This is a genomic window from Terriglobia bacterium (assembly GCA_020072565.1).
In the GTDB taxonomy this organism is placed as follows: Bacteria; Acidobacteriota; UBA6911; order UBA6911; family UBA6911; genus JAFNAG01.
The window spans coordinates 135192-157991 of the sequence record JAIQGI010000013.1 but is presented as its reverse complement, the minus strand read 5'-3'; the positions used below and the strand labels follow the sequence as shown (position 1 = coordinate 157991).

22 protein-coding genes are annotated in these 22800 nt (G+C 60.0%); 10 read left to right on the top strand and 12 right to left on the bottom strand.

All coding sequences use genetic code 11. The features are described from left to right. Positions 1-195 (top strand): hypothetical protein (locus tag LAP85_10225; protein MBZ5496770.1); only part of this gene is annotated, 195 nt, incomplete at its 5' end. A gap of 17 nt (positions 196-212) precedes the next feature. Here the strand turns inward: LAP85_10225 and LAP85_10220 are convergent. Beyond that, on the bottom strand, positions 213-716 hold the full coding sequence (locus LAP85_10220; GenBank protein ID MBZ5496769.1) for a CBS domain-containing protein: 504 nt from the start codon (positions 714-716) through the stop codon (positions 213-215). A gap of 1168 nt (positions 717-1884) precedes the next feature. Between LAP85_10220 and LAP85_10215 the strand changes: the two genes are divergently transcribed. Continuing rightward, complete coding sequence (locus LAP85_10215; GenBank protein ID MBZ5496768.1) at positions 1885-2931, top strand: OmpA family protein; 1047 nt, start codon at positions 1885-1887, stop codon at positions 2929-2931. A 149-nt stretch (positions 2932-3080) separates the two neighbouring features. Here the strand turns inward: LAP85_10215 and LAP85_10210 are convergent, their stop codons facing one another. The 4 genes from LAP85_10210 to LAP85_10195 all read right to left on the bottom strand — a co-directional run bounded on the left by LAP85_10210 (position 3081) and on the right by LAP85_10195 (position 5411). Further along, on the bottom strand, positions 3081-3245 hold the full coding sequence (locus LAP85_10210; GenBank protein MBZ5496767.1) for a DUF2959 domain-containing protein: 165 nt from the start codon (positions 3243-3245) through the stop codon (positions 3081-3083). 24 nt (positions 3246-3269) lie between these two features. Continuing rightward, positions 3270-3908, bottom strand: coding sequence for a DNA-3-methyladenine glycosylase (locus LAP85_10205; protein ID MBZ5496766.1), 639 nt, complete (start codon positions 3906-3908; stop codon positions 3270-3272). Between the two features lie 113 nt (positions 3909-4021). Next, complete coding sequence (locus LAP85_10200) at positions 4022-4927, bottom strand: TIGR01777 family oxidoreductase (protein MBZ5496765.1); 906 nt, start codon at positions 4925-4927, stop codon at positions 4022-4024. Positions 4928-5078: 151 nt separating this feature from the next. Beyond that, positions 5079-5411 (bottom strand): cytochrome c, encoded by a 333-nt coding sequence (locus LAP85_10195; GenBank protein ID MBZ5496764.1) that lies wholly within the window; start codon positions 5409-5411, stop codon positions 5079-5081. A 566-nt stretch (positions 5412-5977) separates the two neighbouring features. On the opposite strand from LAP85_10195, the gene LAP85_10190 reads away from it, so the two are divergent. From LAP85_10190 to LAP85_10175, 4 genes are all read left to right on the top strand, one after another. Further along, positions 5978-7027, top strand: a complete 1050-nt coding sequence (locus tag LAP85_10190) for an OmpA family protein (protein MBZ5496763.1) — start codon at positions 5978-5980, stop codon at positions 7025-7027. A 574-nt stretch (positions 7028-7601) separates the two neighbouring features. Further along, on the top strand, positions 7602-8849 hold the full coding sequence (locus LAP85_10185; protein MBZ5496762.1) for a dipeptidase: 1248 nt from the start codon (positions 7602-7604) through the stop codon (positions 8847-8849). A 35-nt stretch (positions 8850-8884) separates the two neighbouring features. Further along, positions 8885-10900 (top strand): NAD-dependent DNA ligase LigA, encoded by a 2016-nt coding sequence (gene ligA / locus LAP85_10180; GenBank protein ID MBZ5496761.1) that lies wholly within the window; start codon positions 8885-8887, stop codon positions 10898-10900. Between the two features lie 119 nt (positions 10901-11019). Then, on the top strand, positions 11020-12210 hold the full coding sequence (locus tag LAP85_10175; GenBank protein MBZ5496760.1) for an MFS transporter: 1191 nt from the start codon (positions 11020-11022) through the stop codon (positions 12208-12210). Positions 12211-12302: 92 nt separating this feature from the next. Here LAP85_10175 and hypE read toward each other — a convergent pair whose 3' ends face one another. From hypE to LAP85_10145, 6 genes are read right to left on the bottom strand one after another with little or no spacing between them, the layout of a single operon-like run. Next, positions 12303-13358 (bottom strand): hydrogenase expression/formation protein HypE, encoded by a 1056-nt coding sequence (gene hypE, locus LAP85_10170; protein MBZ5496759.1) that lies wholly within the window; start codon positions 13356-13358, stop codon positions 12303-12305. Then, the gene (gene hypD / locus LAP85_10165) at positions 13355-14482 is read right to left on the bottom strand and encodes a hydrogenase formation protein HypD (protein ID MBZ5496758.1); all 1128 of its coding nucleotides are present in this window, start codon (positions 14480-14482) and stop codon (positions 13355-13357) included. Before hypD ends, hypE begins: the two co-directional genes overlap by 4 nt. Then, positions 14479-14736, bottom strand: coding sequence for a HypC/HybG/HupF family hydrogenase formation chaperone (locus LAP85_10160; protein ID MBZ5496757.1), 258 nt, complete (start codon positions 14734-14736; stop codon positions 14479-14481). The genes hypD and LAP85_10160 overlap by 4 nt, the downstream gene beginning before the upstream one ends. A 1-nt stretch (position 14737) precedes the next feature. Beyond that, positions 14738-17050, bottom strand: coding sequence for a carbamoyltransferase HypF (gene hypF / locus LAP85_10155; protein ID MBZ5496756.1), 2313 nt, complete (start codon positions 17048-17050; stop codon positions 14738-14740). Then, the gene (hypB, locus tag LAP85_10150) at positions 17044-17700 is read right to left on the bottom strand and encodes a hydrogenase nickel incorporation protein HypB (GenBank protein MBZ5496755.1); all 657 of its coding nucleotides are present in this window, start codon (positions 17698-17700) and stop codon (positions 17044-17046) included. The genes hypF and hypB overlap by 7 nt, the downstream gene beginning before the upstream one ends. After that, positions 17697-18059 (bottom strand): hydrogenase maturation nickel metallochaperone HypA, encoded by a 363-nt coding sequence (locus LAP85_10145; GenBank protein ID MBZ5496754.1) that lies wholly within the window; start codon positions 18057-18059, stop codon positions 17697-17699. The genes hypB and LAP85_10145 overlap by 4 nt, the downstream gene beginning before the upstream one ends. 370 nt (positions 18060-18429) lie before the next feature. Between LAP85_10145 and LAP85_10140 the strand changes: the two genes are divergently transcribed. The 3 genes from LAP85_10140 (at position 18430) to LAP85_10130 (ending at position 20197) form a co-directional block, all read left to right on the top strand. Then, positions 18430-19227 carry a hypothetical protein gene (locus LAP85_10140; protein MBZ5496753.1) on the top strand — a complete coding sequence of 266 codons (798 nt, stop codon included), beginning with the start codon at positions 18430-18432 and terminating at the stop codon, positions 19225-19227. Positions 19228-19298: 71 nt separating this feature from the next. After that, complete coding sequence (locus tag LAP85_10135) at positions 19299-19643, top strand: PilZ domain-containing protein (GenBank protein ID MBZ5496752.1); 345 nt, start codon at positions 19299-19301, stop codon at positions 19641-19643. 131 nt (positions 19644-19774) lie between these two features. Next, positions 19775-20197, top strand: a complete 423-nt coding sequence (locus tag LAP85_10130) for an acyl-CoA thioesterase (GenBank protein ID MBZ5496751.1) — start codon at positions 19775-19777, stop codon at positions 20195-20197. Between the two features lie 62 nt (positions 20198-20259). Here LAP85_10130 and LAP85_10125 read toward each other — a convergent pair whose 3' ends face one another. Continuing rightward, entirely contained in the window at positions 20260-22038 is a 1779-nt protein-coding gene (locus LAP85_10125; GenBank protein ID MBZ5496750.1) for an HAD-IA family hydrolase, read from the bottom strand. A gap of 93 nt (positions 22039-22131) precedes the next feature. Here LAP85_10125 and LAP85_10120 point away from each other — a divergent pair, with 93 nt between their 5' ends. Beyond that, the gene (locus LAP85_10120) at positions 22132-22713 is read left to right on the top strand and encodes a thioredoxin family protein (GenBank protein MBZ5496749.1); all 582 of its coding nucleotides are present in this window, start codon (positions 22132-22134) and stop codon (positions 22711-22713) included. The last annotated feature ends 87 nt before the right edge of the window (positions 22714-22800 follow it).

Below are 22800 nucleotides of genomic sequence, written 5' to 3'. Positions count from 1 at the left end.
ATGGCGGTAGCGCCACGGCCGATGCTCACGATCGATGAGCGGCTGGGGCAGCAGATGCGTCCACAGCAGTTTGGCGTGTTCGTGCTGGGCGCCCTCGGCACAATCGCAGTGATCCTCACCGTCCTCGGCATCTACGTGCGGGCGGGGCCGTGCCCGGATGTTCTGGTACCGCCCGCACCCCCGGCTGCAAACTAACAGACCGGCATGCGACCCTATCCTTGATCTATGTCTTCCATTGCGCCTTTGGCCATGGAACGGATGATATCGTAGCGGCTGACGATGCCGATGAGGCGGCCCTCCTCGATTACGGGAATCGGGTTAACATGCCGCCCCAGCATGATCTCGGCGAGTTCCTCGATTGTCGCATCCGCCGTAATGGTGATGGGTGGCTCGGACATTATCTCCCGAGCCGTCGTCCCAAGCATGTGATGCAGGCGCTCGCGGATGTGTCCGGCACTCTCAAAGTAAATCGTTGCGTTAAGCAGCGTGAAGAAAGCCGGTAGTTTAAACCGCGTGTTGCGAACGACCAAATCGAGGTCCGTGACGACGCCAAGCACCCGGTCCTCCTCATCCACGACCGGCAATCCGCTCGCGTGGTGTTCAGCCATGAGCCGGGCGATCTCGCTTACGCTCGTTTCGGGGCCCACCTTGATGACAGCGCGCGTCATAATGTCGCGGACGTGGTACTCTTCGGCTTCGGGAACGATCGGGTCCATAGGACGGCTCCACCGGAGAAGCTGCTTTAACAAACCTGCAGCTGAAGCTGAATCTCAGCCAAAGCTCTTCTCCTCGGATAAATTCCGCACCGCACGGGCTTGCGGTACTCATCAGTCTTGCAGCCGGTTGCCCCTGACTGGACAGCGGCTGATGTTAGGATAGCACTCGAGGAGTCGTGAAGGTGCGGAATTTGATTCGGACCCTGCTGGTGGCAGGCCATTGCTGCCGTGTGAATGTGTAGCCTGTCACGGCATTTCTCCGCCCCTGGAGTTCGCGAGCGAAGCGAGCTAAGTTGTCATGCTATGAGTTTGCGCCGTTCTTTCCCGGCAACATTTTCTGGAGTTCGTTGCCCGTGAGGCGTTCCTTCTCGGCGAGCGCCGAAGCGTTAATGCGCAAAAATTGCCCCCTCACGGCTAAGAACCGCTATAAAATGTGAGAGCGTGGCCGGGATGGGATTACTGCAGCAGGCGAATGAGTTGATATCATATAGATTTATCCGAAGCACGAGCGGCCTCGGAATTTGGGCCTGATTCAAACTGAAGCTCATCGTTCTCATCCCAGCCGGCAGTTCTCCAAGTGTGAAATCATTCAATTCTCGGCTGAAAGGAGCAGACCATGAAACGTGTTGGCACAGCAGTGCTGACCTGTGTGGCGTTATGCAGCTCACTAGGTATCGCTGCGGCCCAATCGCAGACGGGCGCGCCGGCTTCGAGCCTCATCAGCAAGTCCACAAAGGCGATCGGCTATCAGGTCGGGGGCGGCTCAACCAAGATCGACCTGAAGGGTACAAACCTGATGCCTCAAGCCATGGGGGAATCCAAAGTCGAGGCGCGAAAGGGCATCACGAACATCGAGATCAAGGTCATGGGCTTGGGCCAGCCCTCAAGGCTGGGCACGGAATTCCTGACCTACGTGCTCTGGGTCGTATCTCCGGATGGACGCACCGGCAATATCGGAGAACTGCTGATCGACAGAAATGGACAGGGCAATCTGCAAGCCACCACCCAACTGCAGACATTCTCATTGATAGTCACGGCTGAGCCCTACTTCGCGGTACGCCAGCCCAGTGAACTGGTAGTGCTGGAGAATGAGGTCCGGAAGGAGACGAAAGGGAAGATCTTCGAGGTCAACGACTACAAGCTGATGAAGCGAAGCCAGTATGAGCAGATGGGGAATCCTCTGGCGCTGTCACTGGATCTGAAAAACGTGCCCTTGGAGATGTATGAAGCTCGCAATGCGGTGGAAATCGCAAAGACACGACACGTTCAGCAATACGCCACTGAGATTTTTGGCAAGGCCGAAGCCAGCCTGAAAATGGCAGAAAATGCTCTGGCCAAAAAAGCTAACAAAAAGGAGGTCATTTCCAGGGCCCGCGAGGCAATTCAATTCTCGGAAGATGCCCGGGCGCTGGCAGTCGAACGACAGGAGGCGGAGCGGATAGCGCAGGAGCGAGAGGCGGCAGCTGCCAAAGCCAAAGCCGCGGCAGAAGCCAAGGCGGCAGTTGAAGCGGCTGAAGCCAAGAGGAACGCCGACGCAGAGGCCCGTCGCCAGGCTGAGCTGGCCGCAGCGCGGGAAGCGCAGATGAAAGCAGAAGCAGAGGCGGCCGCTCTAAGAGCCAAGGCCGAGGCGGATGCTGCATCTGCCAAAGCCAAAGCCGAGGCAGACGCGGCAGCGGCTAAAGCCAAGGCCGAGCAGGACGCTCTCAGGGCCAAGGAAGAGGCCGCCAATGCCGAGGCGGAACGAGCCCGCCAGGAGGCCGAGAGAGCCGAACGGGAGAGACAGCAACTCCGCGCCAGCCTGCTGGAGCAGTTCAATCGCATCCTGGAAACGCGCGATACGCCGCGAGGGCTGGTGGTTACGATGGCGGATGTTTTGTTCGATACCGGCAAATACGATCTTCGCCCCGCGACTCGCGAAAAACTGGCCCGGCTTTCCGGCATCGTGTTGGCTCACCCTGGATTGATGCTTCAAGTGGAGGGGCATACAGACAGTACCGGCAGTGACGAATTGAACCAGAAACTCTCGGAGCAGCGGGCAGGCACAACTCGCGATTATCTGATCCAACAGGGTTTGGCTGCAGGCAGCATCACTGCCAAGGGACTTGGCAAAACCCTGCCTGTCGCGGACAACAGCACAGCAGAGGGACGGCAAAAGAACCGTCGTGTGGAGATTATCGTTTCAGGAGAAGTGATTGGAACGAAGATCGGCAAGTAGAGGCATACGACAGCTGGATCAGGCCTGGAACCTTTGCTTTTTCAGATATCGTTCTGCGGCATAGCCTGGATTCCCCAAGATATTATCTCCAGGCCTGATCCCTTGCCTGAAGACACCCCAATGCCGAAGATCTGACGTACCAACATGAATCACTTCGACGCCAGCATCTTCTCAGTGAACGAATTCGCTTCCGCGATCGACGCCTCCATTTCGCCCAGTAGATCCGTCACATCGCCCTGAATCTGGTTGGCGTTCTGCTGAAGGGACGAGATCGCCCGCGCGTTGAGATTGTGCTTGAGGAACAGGCAGGTCACTTTCGGGCCATCCGTTGTCGGTTCTCACTTCGCAGGTCCGCGCAGCCCTGCCGGGCCGGAGACCGCCGGAGAGTTGCTCTCGAAGTATCGGAGAGGCCAATGCCTGGCATCGCCCGCGTAATCCACGCCAATGCGTGGTGAGACTTGAATCCGCGTTTTTTTCTCTCGCGGCTTTCCGAACATACGCAAGTCTCCACCCGCGAGCAGATCCGCTCCACTCAAGGCGACGGTGACGCCCAGCGCGGAGCACAGGCGGCCAGGTCCGGACATGAGTCTGGCGGGGGTGCCCTGCGGCCCTTCCGCGGCACGCAAGAGCACCGCTTCCGCGATGCCGGCCGGCCGGGTGACTACATTGGCGCAATGGTGCATGCCGTATACGAAAAAGACATAGACGTGGCCGCCCTCCAGGTACATCGGCTCCACGCGTGGCGTGCGCCGGCCGCGCCAGGAATGTGCGGCGGCATCTCGCCTGCCCAGGTAGGCCTCCGTCTCCACGACGCGCCCCCCGTACCAGCGTCCCTGATAGCGCCGGGCAAACCATTTGCCAATGAGTTCCCGCGCGACGATGTCTGTTTTTCGGAGATAGAATAAGCGCGGCAGTTCTCGCAGGCCGAGTGCGTCGGGATCGAAGTGCAAGCGGGGATCAGGCACACTATTGGACATCGGGGGCATTATACCCGAGACACTGGCCGCCAGAACCGCGCCGCAGCCCGGAAACACGCGGATCAGGAAAATTAATCCGCATTTCTTCGCTCGGAAGTGTTTTCGAATCGCCATCACCGTGCAAGTTCGTGTCGGAGTGCAGTCTCCAGATCGGGATAGCGAAATTGGAAACCGGCTGCGATGAGGCGGGTGGGCTCCACTCGGGAACTTGCCAATAACACTTGCTCTCCCATCTCGCCGAACAGCAGCCGTATGGCAAATGCGGGAACCGGGATCATAGCGGGGCGTTTTAAGACTCGTCCCAAGGTCCGTGCGAATTCGCGATTGGTGGCCGGGTTGGGTGCGACCGCGTTGACGACTCCCTGGAGTGACGGGTCCGCAAGCGCGAAGAGGACGATTGCCAACAGATCACCGAGAGCGATCCAGCTGACATACTGGTTTCCGCTGCCGAGTGGCCCGCCGGCGCCGAGCCGGAATGGCGGCAGCATGCGCGGAAGAGCGCCACCCGCCGAGCTCAGAATCATTCCAAGACGAAGCACGACCAGGCGGATTCCTCTTTCAGTCACCTCACGAGCAGCCTGCTCCCATTGGCGGCAGACTTCGGTGAGGAATCCGGAGCCGGGGCCGCTTTCCTCGCGCAGAATCTCCGCGCCGCGGTCGCCATAATAGCCGACTGCGGAGGTGCTGACGAGAACCTTGGGAGCTCGCTTTACGGCAGCCAGCGTGCGCGCGAGCAGCCGGGTGCCGTTGGCACGACTGTCGAGGATGCGCCCCTTCCTGGCAAGGGTCCATCTTCCCGATGCTATGCTTTCGCCTGCGAGGTGCACCACTGCATCGAGCCCGTCCAGGGAAACGGGGTCGAGCCAGCCGGCCTCCGGGTCCCAAAGGATCTCCTCAGCGCCCGGCTTCGGTCCTGTGCGCACAAGACGAATCACACGATGGGCATGGGAGCTCAAAAACGGCACCAGCGCAGAGCCTACCAGACCTGAAGCGCCCGTTACGAGGATGTTCATGGTCATCTCCAGGCCCCGATTCTGATCCAGAAGTGGGCCGGTTCGGGAGAGATTCAGGGAACTGGGCGGGTGTCTTTCTCCCGCGATGCCTGCACCGCGAGAGTGGCCCTTCAGGCCGCAGAGGGTCCGAAGGGCCGGACTCGTGGAATGATGATAGCTACTTCTTCAGTGTCATCATGTAGGCGACCAGGTCGGCCAGATCGGCATCCGAGATCTTGGCAACTGGATAGGCCATCATCGTGGTCTTGGGGTTCATTTCCTTGGGGGTCCTGATCCACTTCGTTATGGCATCCTCAGTCAGCTTCGCACCGACACCGTCGAGTTTACTCTTCGGACTTCCGACGCCCGCGATCGAGTGGCACACCTTGCAATTGTTCTTCGCGTACACCGCCTCGCCTTTTTTGGCGTCTGCTGCCGGCGCCGCAAAAGCCACCAGGCAACAAGTCATAACCAGCCCCACTGCTACCATCAACGAAACCGCTTTTTTCATGGCTCACTCCTAAGAAGGATGCTAGTTGAAAGATCCGACAAACATCGGGATGTTAGTAAATGCCGGAACAGCACATCAAGCAGCGTGCTGCGACAGCAACCCTTAACACCTTTGTTGTATCTAAGGCTGTGCCTTACCCTGCCCGTCCCGAAGGCACAACGGCATGCGCTTGCTGCCGCATCTCGGATCCGTGCCCCGAGCCGGACTGCGTACAATACTCCAGCCTGATCTCAAAATTCAAGATCCTGTGGATTCCAGGTAGTTTCAGAAATCCGCATAACGCAGCCCGGGAGTGCGTCAGTTGCTTTGCCGACTCCGAATGCACCAGGGAACTGACACAAAGTCTGCGAATAATTGATGAACCTCCCCCGATTTCGTACGGTTGGTGGTTCTGCCCCCTCTGATACGGGAAAAATTCCCCGATATGCGTCCCGCGCTCTTTTGGTCGCTATGAGATAAATCATTGATAAAATAAGAGTTATTGTCCAACCTGCATTGGCACGGGTATTGCGACATTTTGGACGAGTGGATCGAAGCCGGAACTAATCCGGCTGGGGAGGACGTCAATGAGAAAAACAATGCAACGAATTTCGCTGTGGGTGATGGCCGGGATGCTCATGTTGGGTGCGGCATCCTTTGCACAGGAAAAGGCCAACTCGAATACTATAAAGCTTGCGACCGGACAGAAGACGAAAGTTTCCGGTGTGATTGTCCAGCGCGATGCGGACAGCTTTGTGCTGCGCGACATGCGCGGGAATGATGTGGTGGTAAAGTTGAGTGGCGCGACTGCCATCAAAGAAAAGAAGAGCAACCCGTTCCGCGGCGCCAAGAGCTATGCGCCGTCGAACCTGGTGCGCGGTTTGGACGTGGATGTCGAGGGATTGGGTGACGCCGACGGAGCACTTGCGGCACGCGATATAAAGTTCACACAGACCGAGTACATGGTGGCGAACTCAGTGGAGACGCGCGTCACCCCAGTAGAAGGCCGACTGAGTCAGACTGAAACCAGGCTGACACGCAGCGAGGAAAATGCCCAGCATCTGTCGGGCCAGGTCGATGAGTTGAGAGAGGTTTCCAATGCCGCGCGCGGCGGTGCCAAGGCAGCGCAGGAGACTGCGGATTCAGCGGTCGAGGGCGTGAAAGCGGCCCAGGAGCGAATCACGACCGTGGACCAGACCACCAATGCGCGTATCACGGCGGTCGATGATTTCGAGGTCAAGAACACCGTCGATGTTCATTTCAAGGTGGGCAGTGCAGTTCTCTCTCCCGAGGCCAAAACGCAATTGGACCAACTGGTGAAGGAAGCGCAGGCACAGAGGGGATATGTCGTCGAGGTGACCGGCTTTGCCTCGGCGGAAGGCGACGCCGCCTACAACAGGACTCTGAGCCAGCATCGCGCTGATGCCGTTGTGCAGTACCTTGCCGACAGCATGATTCCCCTGCGGCGCATTGTCACGCCATTTGGCTTCGGCATCAAAATGCCCGTGGCCGACAACGCGACCCGCGTGGGACGTCAGGAAAACCGGCGGGTTGAAGTGAAGATTCTGACCAGCAAAGGCTTGGCGGCGGGCGAAGCACAGGGTCAGGGAATGGCCGCGATCAAGAACCAGAAGTAGGTTTTGGCGCCGATATCGGCGGTCGGCTGGGTGCCTGGATTGGGTGGCTCAGTCTCGTGTAGGTTGTGCGCAATCCCGGGCGGCAAACAGAGCCGCCCGGGGCAAAACCATCCCGCATCGGAGAAAGCACCAGAGGGAGATGCGGGCGAGGCTGAATACCCCCTCACCAGCTGCCTCCCGCCGGTTTCCCGGCACTCCGCATCTCCCAAATCCTTCATCGTCAGCTCCTTTCATCCTCCTTAAGAAGTTTTCAATATTCGGCGGAGTGCCCTCAACACCAAGTTCACCTCTTCGGGATGCGCGACCATTGGTCCTGCGGGACGGCGCGGTTGTTGGTGAAATGCCTGGTCGACTCCTGAAATTCGACGCGTGAAGACCCATCCATGCTCTGCGACCTCAGCGCACTCCGCGTTGAGATTTTCCGAATGCAGCCCTGCCGCGCCGTATTCTTCGCAGCTGAGTTCTCGCCCCACCGTTTGAATCGCAGTCGGCGGTTCAGAATGTTTGTCGATATTTGTTGACTGGGTTTATAATCGAGCCCCGTCGCGTCACCGATCCCAGGAAGGAGTCCACGATGAAGTTTCGAACCGCATGTGCCGCTCTCGCCGTTGCGCTGCTGCTCGCGTTAGTTGCCTTTTCGCAGCAGGCGCCGAGTGCCGCCGACGAGCAGCTGGCAAGGAAGGCCAAGGCTATCCACGAGCGGGCAATCACCATCGATACCCATGTCGACATCCCCGGCTCCAATTACGATCCGGGCGTGGATAACCCGCGAACGAAATGCAACCTGCCGAAGATGGAAAAGGGGGGCCTGAAGGGAGTGTTCCTGGCTGTTTACGTCGGACAGAGCGCTCAGCTCAACGAACAGAGTTACAAGACTGCATATGACCAGGCCATGGGGAAGTTTACTGCGGCCCACAGAGTAGCGGAGAAGATGTATCCGGACCGGTGCGCACTGGCAACCTCACCCGCCGATGTGGAACGCATCGCCAAGACCGGGAAACGCGTTCTCATGATCGGCATCGAGAACGGTTTTGTGATCGGCACAGATCTGTCGCTGATCAAGAAATACTACGACCTCGGCGCGCGTTACATTACCCTGAGCCACAGCGGCGATAACCAGATCTGCGATTCGGCGACCAACAGCAGGGCGCTGAACAACGGACTCTCCCCTTTGGGCAAACAGGTTGTCGCCGAGATGAACCGGCTCGGGATCATGGTCGACGTTTCGCACATTGCCGAGAAATCGTTCTGGGACGTGATCCAAGCTACCAAGGCGCCCATTATCGCGTCGCACAGCGGCTGCCGCGCCCTGTGCGATAGTCCGCGGAATCTCAGCGATGCACAACTGCAGGCCCTCAAGAAAAACGGCGGAGTCATCCAGATCGTCGCGCTCGGCAGCTATCTCAAAACGGATTCTCCCGAGCGCACGCAGGCGATTGTGAAGCTGCGCGCCGATGTCGGGCTGACCCAGTTCAACAGGCAGAATATGACTGAGGCCCAGCGCGCCGAGTACACCAAGCTCAACCAGATTTATCAGGAACGCCTGAAGGAGGTCGATGCCAGGTATCCACCGACCAATATCACGGACTTCGTGAACCACATCGATCATGCAGTGAAAATCGTCGGAGTCGATCATGTCGGCATCGGTACCGACTTCGACGGCGGCGGCGGGGTTCCCGGTTTCAACGACGACACCGATGCGCCGAACGTGACGCTGGAGCTGGTGAAGCGCGGCTACTCGGAAAGAGACATCGACAAAATCTGGGGCGGCAACCTGCTGCGCGTCTGGCGTGACGTTGAGAGAAAGGCCACGAAAAAATAATCCCCACCGCCGCGCTGAGGGGCAAAGTTGGTATCGTGAAGACAGACATTGACCAGGTGGCTGCGCGAATCGCCGAATTGCGAAAAGACGTCGAGTACCACAACTATCGCTACTACGTCGAGAACGATCCGATCATCAGCGATGAGGAGTATGACCGGTTGTTCCGCGAACTCCGTGAACTGGAGCGGGAGCATCCCGAACTGTCTTCGCCCGACTCTCCGACCCAGCGCGTAGGCGCGGAACCGCAAGAGCGTTTCCAGAAAGTCGAGCATCTCAGACCGATGCTGAGCCTTGCCAATGCCTTCGATGAGGAGGAGTTGCATGCCTTTGGGCGGCGCATTCGCAATCTCCTCCAAACGGATGCGGTCGACTTCGTGAGTGAGCTGAAAATCGATGGGAATGCCGTGGCGCTGACCTACGAGGATGGCGTGTTGGTGCGCGGCGCCACCCGCGGCAACGGCCTGGTGGGGGAGGACGTAACCGCCAACCTCAAGACCATCCGCGCTGTCCCTCTCCGGCTGCGCGCGCCAGGTCCGCGCCCGGCGCGGTTGGAAATCCGAGGAGAGGCCTATTTGCCCATTTCCGCGTTCAATCGAATCAACGAGGAGCGGGAGGCCGCGGGCGAGAACATCTTTGCCAATCCGCGCAACGCCGCGGCCGGCGCGCTGCGTCAGCTCGATCCGCGCATCACGGCTTCGCGCCCGCTGGCTTTTTTTGCCTATGCCATCGGATACATCGAGGGGATCGGGCTCCACGGTCAGCTGGAAGTTCTAGAACAGTTACGCTCATGGGGTTTCCCGGTCAACGCGAACTACCGGCACCACGCCGCGATCGAAGACGTAATCCGATTCTGCCGCGAATGGCAGGAAAAACGCGACACGCTCGATTACGAAATCGACGGTGTCGTGGTGAAAGTAAACAGCCTCGAGTATCAGGAGCGTCTGGGTGTCGTCAGCCGCGACCCGCGCTGGGCCGTAGCCTACAAATTCCCGGGGAAACTCGCGACCACGCGCCTGCTCAAGATCGACATAAACGTCGGGCGCACCGGCGCCTTGAATCCTTATGCGATCCTCGAGCCGGTGCAGCTGGCCGGGGTGACGATCCACACCGCGACGTTGCACAACGAGGATGACATCCGCCGCAAAGACATCCGCGAAGGTGACGTCGTCATCGTCAAGCGTGCGGGGGACGTCATACCTCAGGTCGTCGGGCCGGTGCGCGAGAAGCGGATGGGAGCGGAGCGGGAGTTCCATTACCCGGACAGGTGCCCCGCCTGTCACCAGCCCGTCACGCGCGGGGAAGGCGAGGCGATGGCTTACTGCAGGAACCGGCGCTGTCCTGCCCAGCGTTTGGAGTCTCTCATTCACTTTGTCAGTCAGGGGGCTATGGATATCCGAGGCCTCGGTCCACAGACCATCGAGAAGTTGCTCGACCTCAACCTGATCTCCGACGCCGCGGATCTGTACTCCCTGAAGGGCGAACAGATCGCGCGCCTGCCGAATTTCAAAGAGAAATCGATCGCCAATCTTCTGGCAAGCATCCAGCGGAGCAAATCCCGGCCTTTCAGCCGCGTCCTGTTCTCCCTGGGAATCCGCCATGTGGGTGAAAGTATTGCCGATCTGCTGGCCTCGTCGTTCGGCAGCATAGACGCGATCGTCGCGGCAGCGGAGGAGCAGGTTTCATCGGTTCAAGGGATCGGTCCGGAAATCGCACGCAGCGTCCGCAGTTACTTCGACGTGGAAGAGAATCGGGATCTGATCCAAAGGCTTAAGAATGCGGGTCTGCAGTTTGTGCGCACTGGCGATGAAGCCCCGCACGGCGGGCCGCTCGTTGGCATGACTTTCGTCCTTACCGGTACCCTGCCGTCCCTGAGCCGGAAGGAAGCGGCCGAAATCATTGGAAAGCACGGCGGCAAGGTCGTAACATCCATCTCCTCAAAAACCAGCTATCTGGTTGTTGGGGCCGATCCGGGTTCAAAGCTGGCGAAAGCCAAGGAATTGGGTGTGGCGCAGCTTACGGAGGACGAGTTGCTGAAGTTGGCAGGCGAATGAGGACAGCCGCCGATACCTGCAATCCCTGCTGTAGTTCATAAACCACGAAACATGCGAAATACACGAATCCGGTTTCGTGCATCTCGTGTGTTCCGTGGTTTCATTTTTAAAGGATGAGCATGCCTGAAGCAGGAGCCAGACTCGCGCGAATCGCCGACCGGCCCGACATCCGGCTGCTCGCGTTTCTGAGCCTCGGTCACATGGTGGTCGACATTAATCAGGGGGGGCTCCCTGCGCTTCTGCCTTTTCTGAAGACGGCACACGGGCTGTCTTACACTGCGGTCGGGGTCCTGGTGCTCGTAACCAATCTGACCTCTTCGGTAATCCAGCCGATTTTCGGCTATTTGTCGGACCGGCAGGCGCGGAGATGGATGCTTCCGCTGTCGGTGCTGGTGGCCGGGTTGGGATTGTCACTGGCGGGTATTGCGCCCTCCTACGGGGTACTGCTCGGGCTTCTGGTCATTATGGGCCTCGGCGTAGCCTCGTTTCACCCTGAAGGGTATCGGACGGCTGCGAGTGTTGCGGGCGAGAAGCGGGCGACCGCCATATCGTGGTTTTCGGTCGGGGGCAATGCGGGAACTTCGTTCGGACCGCCCATCCTCATCGCCTTGATCGCCGGCTATGGGTTGAGAGGAAGCCTGGGGCTGCTGATTCCCGCCCTGGTGGTGTCGGGATTGCTCTTGCTGGTTTTGCCCCACCTCTCCGTTCCACCCGTCAGGGTGGCAGCGCAAGTGGCAGCGCACTCGCCGCGCCGGAACATGCCGGGTGCGATCGCCCTGCTGATCCTGGTTGTGGCGCTGCGTTCCTGGGCACAGCTCGGCTTCACTACCTTCATTCCGTTCTATTATGTCGACTACCTGAAGGCCGACCCGCACAGCGTGGGAATCCCCTTGTTCGTCTTCCTCGGGGTGGGCGCTCTGGGAACGGTGATCGGCGGGCCGCTGGCGGACCGCTGGGGCGCGCGGCGCTTCATGCTCTGGGGCTTCCTGGCGGCAGCACCGTTGGGCGCGCTGTTCCTGGTCACCAGAGGAGCATTGGCTCTGGTATTGCTTGGGCTCTTCGGCGGGGTGCTGATTTCGACCTTCACTATTTCGGTCGTGCTCGGCCAGTACTACCTTCCCGGCAACGCAGGTCTGGCCTCCGGGCTGATCGTGGGTTTCGCCATCGGAACCGGCGGGCTGGCAGTGACCTTGCTCGGCTGGATCGCCGACCACTGCGGGCTGCTGGTTGTTCTGTGGATTGCAGCGCTCATGCCGCTTGCATGCTTCACAGCCGCCGCTTTCCTGCCCGTCCCGGGCGGGGAACAGTAACCAGCAACGACAAATCCCAACCCAGAGGGCGCAGAGAACACAGAGAATGACCTGTTCTCAGCACCCTCTGCGTTGAGATTTGCATCCGCGATTCAGCAGATGCGGGGCAACTGCTCGCCGCTGAGCATATCCACGATGCGGCCGGCGCCGATGCTGCTCCGCATGGTGACGAGTCCTGCAGGGACGCTGGTGACGGTGCCGATCAAGCTTGCGCCCAATCCCAATGGATGGGAGCGCATCAGTGCCAGCGCGCGCTCAGCATCGCGGGGCGCGATGAAAGCAACAAAGCGACCTTCATTGGCCACATACAGAGGATCGAAACCGAGAATCTCACAGGCTCCTCTGACATCCTCCCGCACCGGAATGGCCGTTTCATGGATGCCCACATGCAGCCGGGCCGCCTCAGCAATCTCCACCAGCGCACTCGCCAGGCCGCCTCGCGTCAGGTCGCGCAGGCAGTGAATCTCGATGCCGCTCTCCATCAGCGCCAGCACCAGACCTGCAACGGAAGCACAGTCGCTTTCTATGGTGCTTTCGAATGCCAGCCCCTCGCGCACGGCCATGATCGCAATGCCGTGCCGGCCGATGTCGCCGCTCAGAAGCACGGCGTCGCCGGGCTTGACGCTGGCCGGTGCGATGGGGCGGTCGGCCTGGACGATGCCGATGCCGGCAGTGTTGATGTACACTCCGTCGCCCTTGCCGCGGTCCACGACCTTGGTGTCTCCGGTTACCAGCTGGACGCCGCCCTCCTTCGCCGCCTGGCTCATGGACTGCGCCACGCGCCGCAACGATTCCATCGGGAATCCCTCCTCCAGGATGAACCCGGCGCTCAGGTAGAGCGGCCGGGCCCCGCACATCGCGAGATCATTAATGGTGCCGTTGACGGCAAGTGAGCCGATGTCGCCTCCGGGGAAGAAGATCGGGCGCACCACATAAGAGTCGGTGGAGAAGGCGAGCTTGCGCGCGCCGAACTCGATCACGGCTCCGTCGTGACGCGATGCGAGCGACGGATTGTCGAAGAGCGGGAGGAACAGGCGCTCAATCAGTTGCTGCGTCAGTTTGCCCCCGCCCCCATGGGCCAGCATCACATCAGAGTAAGCGTCGATCGGCATCGGGCAATAGAACTCAGGCGCGTCCTCAGGCTTCATGATCCAGTCTCCAGACGGGGCAACGGAAGACCCTGCAGCCGGACCCTGCGATACCGGTAGTAGGCGGCGCAGGTTCCCTCGGTCGAGACCATCGTCGCTCCCAGAGGGTGTTCGGGTGTGCATGCGACACCGAATGCCGGGCACTCGTGGGGTTTCTTGACCCCCTGCAACACGGAACCGCTGATGCACACCGACGATTCTTCAACGACACGATGGGCCAGTCCGAAGCGTTTCTCCGCATCGAAAGCTGCATACTTCGGCTTCAGTCCCAGCCCGCTGGCAGGGATCTCTCCCACACCCCGCCACTTGCGCGGCACCACCTCGAACACATCCCGGATCAGCTCCATTGCCGGCCGGTTCCCATCCCTTGCGACCGCGCGCGTGTATTGGTTCTCCACCTCCGCGCGTCCTTCCTCGAGCTGTCGGATGGTCATGTAGATGCCCTGCAGGATGTCAAGAGGTTCAAATCCGGTCACCACGATCGGAACATGGTATTTGCGCGCGATCGGTTCGTACTCTGCATAGCCCATGACTGTGCACACATGTCCGGCTGCCAGGAATCCCCGCACGAGGTTTGAGGGTGATGAGAGTATGGCTTCGATGGCGGGCGGAACAAGCACGTGCGATACCAGAAGGGAGAAGTTCGGTATTTCCTGTCGGGATGCCTGGTATACCGCCATAGCGTTGGCCGGAGCGGTCGTCTCGAAGCCTACCGCAAAAAAGACCACCTGGCACGTGGGGTTCTCGCGCGCAATCTTCAAAGCATCGAGTGGGGAATAGACGATGCGGACGTCGCCACCTTGCGCCTTGACCGAGAGCAGATCCTTGGACGTGCCCGGCACGCGCAGCATGTCGCCGAAGGAACAGAACACCACACCGGGAGTGGCGGCGATCTCGATCGCCTTCTCGATCAGTTCCACGGGCGTGACGCACACGGGGCAACCGGGACCGTGCACGAGCGTCACTTCTCCGGGCAACAACTCATCAACTCCGAATCTCACTATGGCATGGGTCTGGCCGCCGCAAACCTCCATGATGGTCCAAGGCTTGGTGGTAATATGCCGGATGGCGCGAGCGTAGCCTTCGGCTGCCCTGGGGTCTCGATACTCGTCGATGAACTTCATTTTGCCTCGTGGCCTTCCAGTTCGGCCAACTCACCCATCTCGCGCAGATATTCGAAAACCTGATTGGCTTCGGCTTCGTCGATGATGTTGATGGCGAAGCCCACATGAACCAGCACGTAATCACCAACCTTGGCTTCCGGGACATAGGCGAGGTTGACTTGCTTGATCACCCCGCTGAAATCGACGCGACCGCTCCGAAGTAAGGGGTCGTCGCCTTCGATGCTTATGATTTTTCCGGGAACCGCCAGGCACATTTTACTCACCCCCTTGCCGGGAACGCAGGACCGCCACGATCTGCCCCAGCGCGATTCCACCGTCGTTCGGGGGAATGCGCTGGTGCCAGTAAGGCCGGAAGCCCTCCGTTTCGAGCCTCCGGACCGCGCGTTCAGTCAAAATCCTGTTTTGAAAACAGCCGCCCGACAAAGCGACGCGCTCCAGCGCGACGCGTCGAGCGACTGCGACAATAACCTCCACAAGTGTCCGGTGAAACCGGGCAGCTACGGTCCCGACCGGCACATCTCTTTTCAGATCCTGGATCATCGCGAGAATTGCCGGCTCCCAGTCTGCGACGATCAGCTCCGGATTTCCGGTTTCCGTGCGCCGATTGCTCAGCTTGAACGGATATTCACCGTCGGCATCATTTCCCGTGGCCGCAAATTCGAGCTCCATCGCCGCCTGACCTTCGAAGCTGACCCGCTGCCGCAATCCGGCGATAGCCGCCACGGCATCGAAGAGCCGGCCTGCGCTCGACGTCAGCGGCGAGTTCACCGCCCTTTCCAGCATCCGGGCCAGGACCGGCGCCTCTGCGTGGCTGAACGCGCGCACCGGCATCAGGTCGCTACGCTCGAAGAGGGCATTGCCGAAGATCTCATATAATACCCCAAGCGCCGCCCGCCTTGGCTCCTTGATTGCGCTGGCACCGCCGGGCAGCCGGAAACTGCGCAGGGAAGCGACACGACGGAACGAGGATTCCCCTCCAACCGCCAGAAACTCCCCGCCCCAGATGGTGCCGTCGAGCCCGTAGCCTGTGCCGTCCCAGGATACACCTAGCACCGGACCGTCCAGCTCATTCTCTGCCATGCAGGCTGCGATGTGCGCGTAGTGGTGCTGCACAACCGTCAGCGGCCGGCCGCAAGATCGGGCAAACCGGGTCGAGAGGTAGTCAGGATGCATGTCTGCGACCACTCTTTCTGGCCGGGCCTCATAAAGCCCCTCGAAACTGACGATCACCTTGCGAAGTGCCTCCGCTGCTTCCGGAGTCTCGAGGTCCCCAATGTGCTGGCTGATGAAGACATTGTTCCCCAGGGAGAGGGCGATGGTGTTCTTCAGGTGCCCCCCGACAGCCAGCATCGTGGGTGCGCGCAGCTTCAGGTTCAGCGGCAGGGGTGCATAGCCGCGCGCCCGGCGCAGCACGAGTTCCCGGCCGAGCATGACCCGCACGATCGAGTCGTCCACATGACGCACGATGGGGCGATCGTGTACCAGGAAAACATCCGCGATGCCGCTCAGCCTCTCGAGGGCCTCGCGCTCATCGATGCAAATGGGCTCATCCGCCAGGTTGCCGCTGGTTGCGACCACAGGGAAAGCCAGTTCGCGCATCAAGAGATGGTGCAAGGGGGTGTAAGGAAGCATCACGCCCAGATAGGGGTTATCCGGAGCAACCGCGGGTGCAATAGCATCGGCTGGTGGCGCGGCAGTGCGCACGCGTCGGAGCAGGACGATGGGAGATTCCGCCGAGAGCAGCAGGCGTTCTTCCAGGCGCGATACCTCGCAGTGACTACGGACAGTACTGACTGCAGGGTACATCAGCGCCAGCGGCTTTTCCTCCCGCCGCTTGCGGGTGCGCAAACACAGTACCGCCTCGTCGTTGCGGGCGTCAACGACCAGGTGGAAACCGCCCAAGCCTTTGACGGCTGCAATCCGGCCCGACCGCAGCGCCGCCGCTGCCTGGAGGAGAGCCTCGTCGCTCTCTGCCAGGACTTGTCCCGATGCATCCCATAGCTCGAGTCTCGGCCCGCAGCCAGGACAGGCGGTCGGTTGGGCGTGAAAACGACGATCCAACGGGTCCTCGTACTCCCGCCGGCATGCCGGGCACATTTCGAAGCACTTCATCGAAGTGTTGCCGCGATCGTAGGGGAGCGACTCGATGATAGTGAAGCGCGGGCCGCAGTGGGTGCAGTTGGTAAAAGGGTAGCGGTAGCGGCGGTTTGTCGGATCGAGGATGTCGGCAAGGCAGTCCGGGCACGTAGCGATATCCGGCATCACAAGTGCATTCCGGGCGCCGTCAGAGCTGCTGCGACGGATCTCGAAGCCGTCGAACACCGCAGGATCAAGGTAGGAAAACTCGAGGCTTTGGATGAAGGAGCGTGCAGGCTTTTCGGTTTCCAGCCGGAGCAGGAAGGTCTCCAGCAATCCCCTCTCGCCCTGCACTTCAATGAATACGCCTTCGCCGGAGTTCAATACCCAGCCCTGCAGGTTCAGTTCGACTGCAAGGCGATAGACGAATGGCCGGAAGCCGACTCCCTGTACGGCTCCCCGGATGGCAATGTGAGCTCTTTGAATCACAATCTGCGCGCGCCCCTCTCCTTGAGCCAGCGGCACCACTCGGCGATTCCTGCGCCCGTGGTGCAGGAGGTTTCGAAGACCTGCAAATGGGGATTGATCTGAAGTGCGTTGTTTTTCAAGGCGGCCAGATTGCAGTTTACATAGGGGATCAGGTCGACTTTGTTGATGAGCAGGACGGAGGCATTGCGGACCATGCCGGGGTACTTGAGGGGTTTGTCATCCCCTTCGGTGGTACTCAGGACGACCACCTTCATGGTCTCACCGAGATCGTAGTTCGCCGGACAGACCAGATTGCCTACATTCTCGATGATGAGGATCTCCAGGCCGCGTAGATCCATCTGTGCAAGCGCCTCCTGGACCAGCCGTGCCTCCAGATGACAACCTCCGTTGGTGACGATCTGGATCACCGGCACCTGATAGCGGGCCACACGCTGGGCGTCCAGGTCCGTTTGAACATCGCCTTCAATTACGCCGACCTTAAGGTCCCTCCCTAGATGCTCCAGGGTACGCTCGACGATGCTGGTTTTTCCGGCCCCAGGGGAGCTGACAAGGTTCAGAACCAGAATGCCGTGTTGCCCGAGAAGCAGCCGGTTCTGGCCCGCAATTTCATCGTTCTTTTCCAGCACCTTGCGTTCAATCGTAATGACTCTCATACCGTTTCCGCCTGCCGGTCCAACAACTCGATCTCGACGACCTGCAACTCCGTCCCTGAGATTATCTTGATCTCGGCGCTGCCACAACCGGGACACAGAAAGGCAGCCCCCTCCACGGCGAAAATCTCACCGCAGCCGGTACACCGAGATTGGATCGGCGTCTCCTCGATCGCCAGGCGCGCCAGACCCAGCGAGGTGCCGCTTACGATCGCGCCGAAGCAGAAATCGAGAGAGTCCGGGACAACCCCTGCCAGCCGGCCGACTCTGACTTTCACGAGCCTGACTTCCGGCGCCTGGTCTTCGGGCACATACTGCCCGATGATATCCACGATTCCCTGGGCAATCGACAGCTCGTGCATAAAAGTCTTTCCCGTAAACCCTCAATTATACGCCAGCTGGCGCGGCCGCGCCGGGGAATCCGCAGGCCAGGAAACGGCTGCCGGACAACCGGCCCAGGCGGAGGGAGGTGCCCCCTTCTCGCCTGAGGGATGCAACTACCGAATTTCCGAAGCCTCCGTTTTCCCCACTCCCGCCCGGGCCAAGGTCGGGTTCCACTAGGCGCCGGCAGGGGCGCTTCACGGTTCAGGTTGGCGCACATAGTGACCACTTCGACTGGCGGCTGCAGACACTCTGCAGTATACTTTGCCCTCGTATCGGGTGTGCGGCTGAGCAGCAACAAGCCGTGAGGACAAGTCACCAGCGTTACAATTCGGGAGCACAAACAACAGCATGAGAATGCAATCCAGATATCTGTGGGTTCTGGCTTTCCTACTGGTGGCGCTAGCGGCAATCTATCAGAGGGTAACCGGTCCCACCTACCCCGTGCACGGAAGCATCAAGATCGGGGAGGATATGATCCGTTTCAGTCTGCCCCGCAGCTCGGGTGGAGAGAGTGATGCCGAGGTTCGGTTGGCGGCTCCGGATGTCAGAATCGGTGGGATCATAGAGACACGCCGGTTTCCCACTAGCGAAAGCTGGGTGCGCCGCGACCTTGTGCGGCAAGGGGACGATCTGGTGGGATATGTTCCTCATCAGCCGCCTGCGGGAAAGATGGCGTACCGAATCTACCTTTACGGCGGCGCCGCCCCTAACTGGATAACCTCTGAGCCGGTAGTCCTTCGTTTCAAGGGCGATGTTCCGGCGGTCATCATGGTTCCTCATATTATCATGATGTTTCTCGCCATGCTGTTTTCGACCCGCGCGGGATTCGAGGCTTTGCTGAAACGCCCGCAGGTACCCATGCTGGCCCTCTGGACCACCGTGATCCTGGCAATCGGAGGGCTGGCCCTCGGCCCGGTAGTTCAGAAACTCGCGTTCGGCGCTTACTGGACTGGCTGGCCCGTGGGCAAAGACCTGACAGACAACAAAACGGTCGCGGCTTTCGTGTTCTGGGCGCTGGCACTCTGGCGCATCCGCAAGCGGCCGGATGCGACCTGGTGGGCGGTTGCCGCTTCGATAATTCTGTTCTTGGTTTACATGATTCCTCACAGCGTGCTGGGTTCAGAGCTGGATTACACCAAGTCGTAGTGGCCGGCCGTGTGATCCGTGTCACGCTCATCGGGTTAAACCTGCGCGCCGGAAATGTCGATAGGATAGCCGTGAGCGGAAAAACGCAGCGAAACAATGACCGCAGCCTTTGCGCCGATCTGATCAAGATCGTCTGGACCGATGAGTCAGGCAGCAAACAGAAGGCGCTGGCTGCGCTGGAAGACATTTCGCCCGGTGGTGCCTGCCTCCAGGTCGAGCGTCCCATACCCGTGGATACCCCTATCTCCATTCTCTATCCGGACGGCCGATATCATGGGCGCATCCGGTATTGCGTTTTCCAGCACACGGGCTACTTCCTAGGTGTCAAGTTCGATCCCGGCTATGAGTGGTCCAAACAGCAGTACATGCCCTCGCACCTCCTCGAGTTGCACACGATTCGAAACAAAAGGAAATAGAATAAAAAGACCAAGGCAGCCACAGATGACACGAGTTTCATGCATGGAGCATTCGTGAAGTTAGTGCCACTTGTGGCTGCTCCGGCTTGTGAGCGTTTGCTTCCGGATGGAATTGCCGCTAGAGTCTAGGGATGCGCAAAAACTCAAATGAGCCGGATTTCGTGGATTCCGTTGTCAATGTGCGCTATGCCGAAACCGATCAAATGGGCGTCGTCTACTACGCGAATTACCTGGTCTGGTTCGAGGTCGGCAGGGTGGCGTGGTGTCGCGCCCGTGGCTTCCATTATCGCGACCTGGAGGCTGTGCATGGCCGCATGATGGTGGTCGCGGAGGCGAGCTGCCGCTACAAGGCTCCGGCGCGCTTTGACGACGACATCCTGATCCGAACGGCGGCCGGCTCCGCTACCGACAAAGTGGTGCGCTTCGTTTATGAGATCCGGAACGCGCGGACGGGACAATTGCTCGCGACGGGCGAGAGCAAGCATGTGGTGACCGACCGAGAATTCCGCCCTGCCCGGCTGCCGGGACAGATCCGAAAGCTCTTTCCATTGTGAAACGGCCGATGCCGCCGGGCGCTTCTCCGCGTTTGTCTGCGTCCGGCCGCGCGCGTCTGATTTCAGTCGCTCTCACGGCATCCCGCACGATCTCCACTGCTTGATTTTGACCGGAGGTTTGAGCTGAGTCGGGCGATTTCGTCGATATCGAACTGGGGCCAGGATTGAGGACTGCCCTTGGCATCCACAGCCTCGACCCCAATGCCTTGTTCGAGCACCTCTCCCAGGCGGGCGGCATCGATTCGTGCCGCGCGCAGTGTCTCGACCAAACCCTCCACTGCCGCGGGCTCGCATGTGATCAGCAGACTGCCGGAACCGATCAATCCGAGCGGCGAGAGACCCAGGAGGCGACAGATCTTGCTTGTCTCCTGGTAGACCGGAATGCGGTCAAGGTTGACGCGGAGGCGATGGCCTCCGGCAATGCTCAGCTCTTGAAGGGCGGTTGCCAAGCCCCCTTCGGTGATGTCGTGCATGGCAGAAACCCTGCCGGTGCCGGCCGCTATCTGAGCTTCTTTCGTCACGCTGATGCCCGGATCGAAGAGGAACTGGCGGCATCGCTGTATCTCGTCCTCATCCATTCCGAATTCCCGCAACCGGTCCGGGAATTCGCGGGCGATAATACATGTACCTTCGACAGCCAGCCTTTTGGTCAGGATGATTCCATCTCCTTCGGCCATCTTTTTCTTGTCGATCAGATCCCGCCTGGCAGCTGTTCCCGCAGCCTGGGCCGCAATCAGCGGGCGCGTGACCGCATCGGTGATCTCCGTGTGGCCGCCGCACAGGATCAGGCCCTGCGCGCGCGCCGCGTGCTCAAGTTCCTGCATGGTGCCGCGAATCCGGGCTGCGTTGGTCCCGAGGGGAAACAGCAGCGAGGCGAGAAGCCAGCGGGGCGTGGCGCCCGAGGTAACGATGTCGTTGACGTTGACGGCGGCCGCGTAGTAGCCGGCGTCATCAGTGGCGAATGTAATCGGATCGGACTTGAGAACCAGGACTTCCTCTCCCGCGAGAAGGAGGGCGGCGACATCCTCCCCCACGCCTGGCGGCAACAGCATGGAAGGATCGCCTGCGCCGAGCTCCGCCAGGAACTGTCGGAGGAGATCGTTGGGCAATTTGCCGGGCGGCAACGGCGCATGGAGGTTGATGATCACCTTCAACTCTCCCAGGTGTTCCAAGGTGAAGTCCGCCGGACAAGCACAAGGATGCGAGGAACCGCGATTGGTCAGAAAGGCTGTGGCCGCCCCCGCCTTTTGTCCCGCCTCGACATCGAAGACAAAATCGCCGACGACCAGAACCTGAGCGGCGGGGACCCCCAGGGCTCGGGCTGCCGCCAGAATTCCTTCCGGGCTCGGTTTGGGACTGTAAGGGTCGTCCCGCGAGAGGATCACTGCGAAATCAGAGGGGTGGATGCGCTTGAAATTTGCCAAAGCAGTCTGGATCGAGGTCAGGCTGTTGCGGCTGATGATTCCGACCTTCAGGCCCCGCGCCCGCAGGAATTCGAGCACCTCTTCCGCACCTGCATTGGGGCGCGATTGGCGCGCGGCTACGCCTTCGAATTCATCGAGGATTTTCAAGGCCTCCGCGCGTTCTACCTGTGACCGCAGGCCATTGATGAACTCGAGCACCGGACGTCCCCGTGGACAGCCGATGGCATCTCTGATGACGCCGAAGTCCAGCGAGCCGGGCTCGGTAAGTGTGCCGTCGAAATCAAACAATACCGCCAGGATCAATTTCTCGGAATTCGCCGCATCCATGGGCAGAGGATAGGAGTTCGGCCCTGCTTCCCGCAAGCGGAAAACAGACCTGTCCCGCAGGCGCTTTCCATCGGGGCATTCGATGAGCAAAATCAGCAGACCATCTATTCGTGGGATCCATGGTGGTATTCTTGAGGAGGGGGTTCGCCCAACGAGCACGGTATCACAAAAGGAGGCAGTTCCATGGTAGCGACACCATCGACAATGCTGGCACTGGGTACGCCCGCGCCGGAATTCCATCTGTCCGACGTGATTTCGGGGAAGACGATTTCCCTTTCTACGTTTGCGGGGAAAAAGGGATTGCTGGTCATGTTCCTTTCCCGGCATTGCCCCTACGTTCAACATGTCAAGGAAGAGCTTGCACGCATAGGCCGAGACTATGGCGGAAAAGGCATAGGAATCGCCGCCATTTCTGCCAATGATGTTTCCGGCTACCCTGACGACGCGCCGGAACGTCTCAGGGAGATGGCGGAGCAGACAGGTTTCAATTTCCCGTTCTGCTATGACGAGAGTCAGGCGACGGCCCGCGCCTACTCGGCTGCCTGTACGCCCGATTTTTTCCTGTTCGACGCCAGGCGCAAGCTTGTGTATCGTGGGCAGCTGGATGGCAGCCGGCCCGGCAACGAAACCCCCGTGAACGGTCGCGATCTGCGCAGCGCGCTCGACGCAGTCCTGGCCGGGAAGGCGGTGCCTGCAGATCAGAAGCCTAGCCTCGGCTGCAATATCAAGTGGAAGCCGGGCAATGAACCGAGCTCTGCGCGGTGATACGGCCTCAGGCTGTGCAAATCTGGAACCACATCTGACCCGGGAAGATGCTTGCATGCTCTCCATCATTGCCGCCGAAGTCGATGT

Bases quoted from the DNA above. Each gene is read 5' to 3' on its own strand.
- LAP85_10220 (MBZ5496769.1), bottom strand. From the start codon at position 716: ATGGACCCGATCGTTCCCGAAGCCGAAGAGTACCACGTCCGCGACATT.
- LAP85_10215 (MBZ5496768.1), top strand. From the start codon at position 1,885: ATGGGGAATCCTCTGGCGCTGTCACTGGATCTGAAAAACGTGCCCTTG.
- LAP85_10205 (MBZ5496766.1), bottom strand. From the start codon at position 3,908: ATGTCCAATAGTGTGCCTGATCCCCGCTTGCACTTCGATCCCGACGCA.
- LAP85_10200 (MBZ5496765.1), bottom strand. From the start codon at position 4,927: ATGACCATGAACATCCTCGTAACGGGCGCTTCAGGTCTGGTAGGCTCT.
- LAP85_10195 (MBZ5496764.1), bottom strand. From the start codon at position 5,411: ATGAAAAAAGCGGTTTCGTTGATGGTAGCAGTGGGGCTGGTTATGACT.
- LAP85_10190 (MBZ5496763.1), top strand. From the start codon at position 5,978: ATGAGAAAAACAATGCAACGAATTTCGCTGTGGGTGATGGCCGGGATG.
- LAP85_10185 (MBZ5496762.1), top strand. From the start codon at position 7,602: ATGAAGTTTCGAACCGCATGTGCCGCTCTCGCCGTTGCGCTGCTGCTC.
- LAP85_10175 (MBZ5496760.1), top strand. From the start codon at position 11,020: ATGCCTGAAGCAGGAGCCAGACTCGCGCGAATCGCCGACCGGCCCGAC.
- hypE (MBZ5496759.1), bottom strand. From the start codon at position 13,358: ATGAAGCCTGAGGACGCGCCTGAGTTCTATTGCCCGATGCCGATCGAC.
- hypD (MBZ5496758.1), bottom strand. From the start codon at position 14,482: ATGAAGTTCATCGACGAGTATCGAGACCCCAGGGCAGCCGAAGGCTAC.
- LAP85_10160 (MBZ5496757.1), bottom strand. From the start codon at position 14,736: ATGTGCCTGGCGGTTCCCGGAAAAATCATAAGCATCGAAGGCGACGAC.
- hypB (MBZ5496755.1), bottom strand. From the start codon at position 17,700: ATGAGAGTCATTACGATTGAACGCAAGGTGCTGGAAAAGAACGATGAA.
- LAP85_10145 (MBZ5496754.1), bottom strand. From the start codon at position 18,059: ATGCACGAGCTGTCGATTGCCCAGGGAATCGTGGATATCATCGGGCAG.
- LAP85_10140 (MBZ5496753.1), top strand. From the start codon at position 18,430: ATGAGAATGCAATCCAGATATCTGTGGGTTCTGGCTTTCCTACTGGTG.
- LAP85_10130 (MBZ5496751.1), top strand. From the start codon at position 19,775: ATGCGCAAAAACTCAAATGAGCCGGATTTCGTGGATTCCGTTGTCAAT.
- LAP85_10120 (MBZ5496749.1), top strand. From the start codon at position 22,132: ATGGTAGCGACACCATCGACAATGCTGGCACTGGGTACGCCCGCGCCG.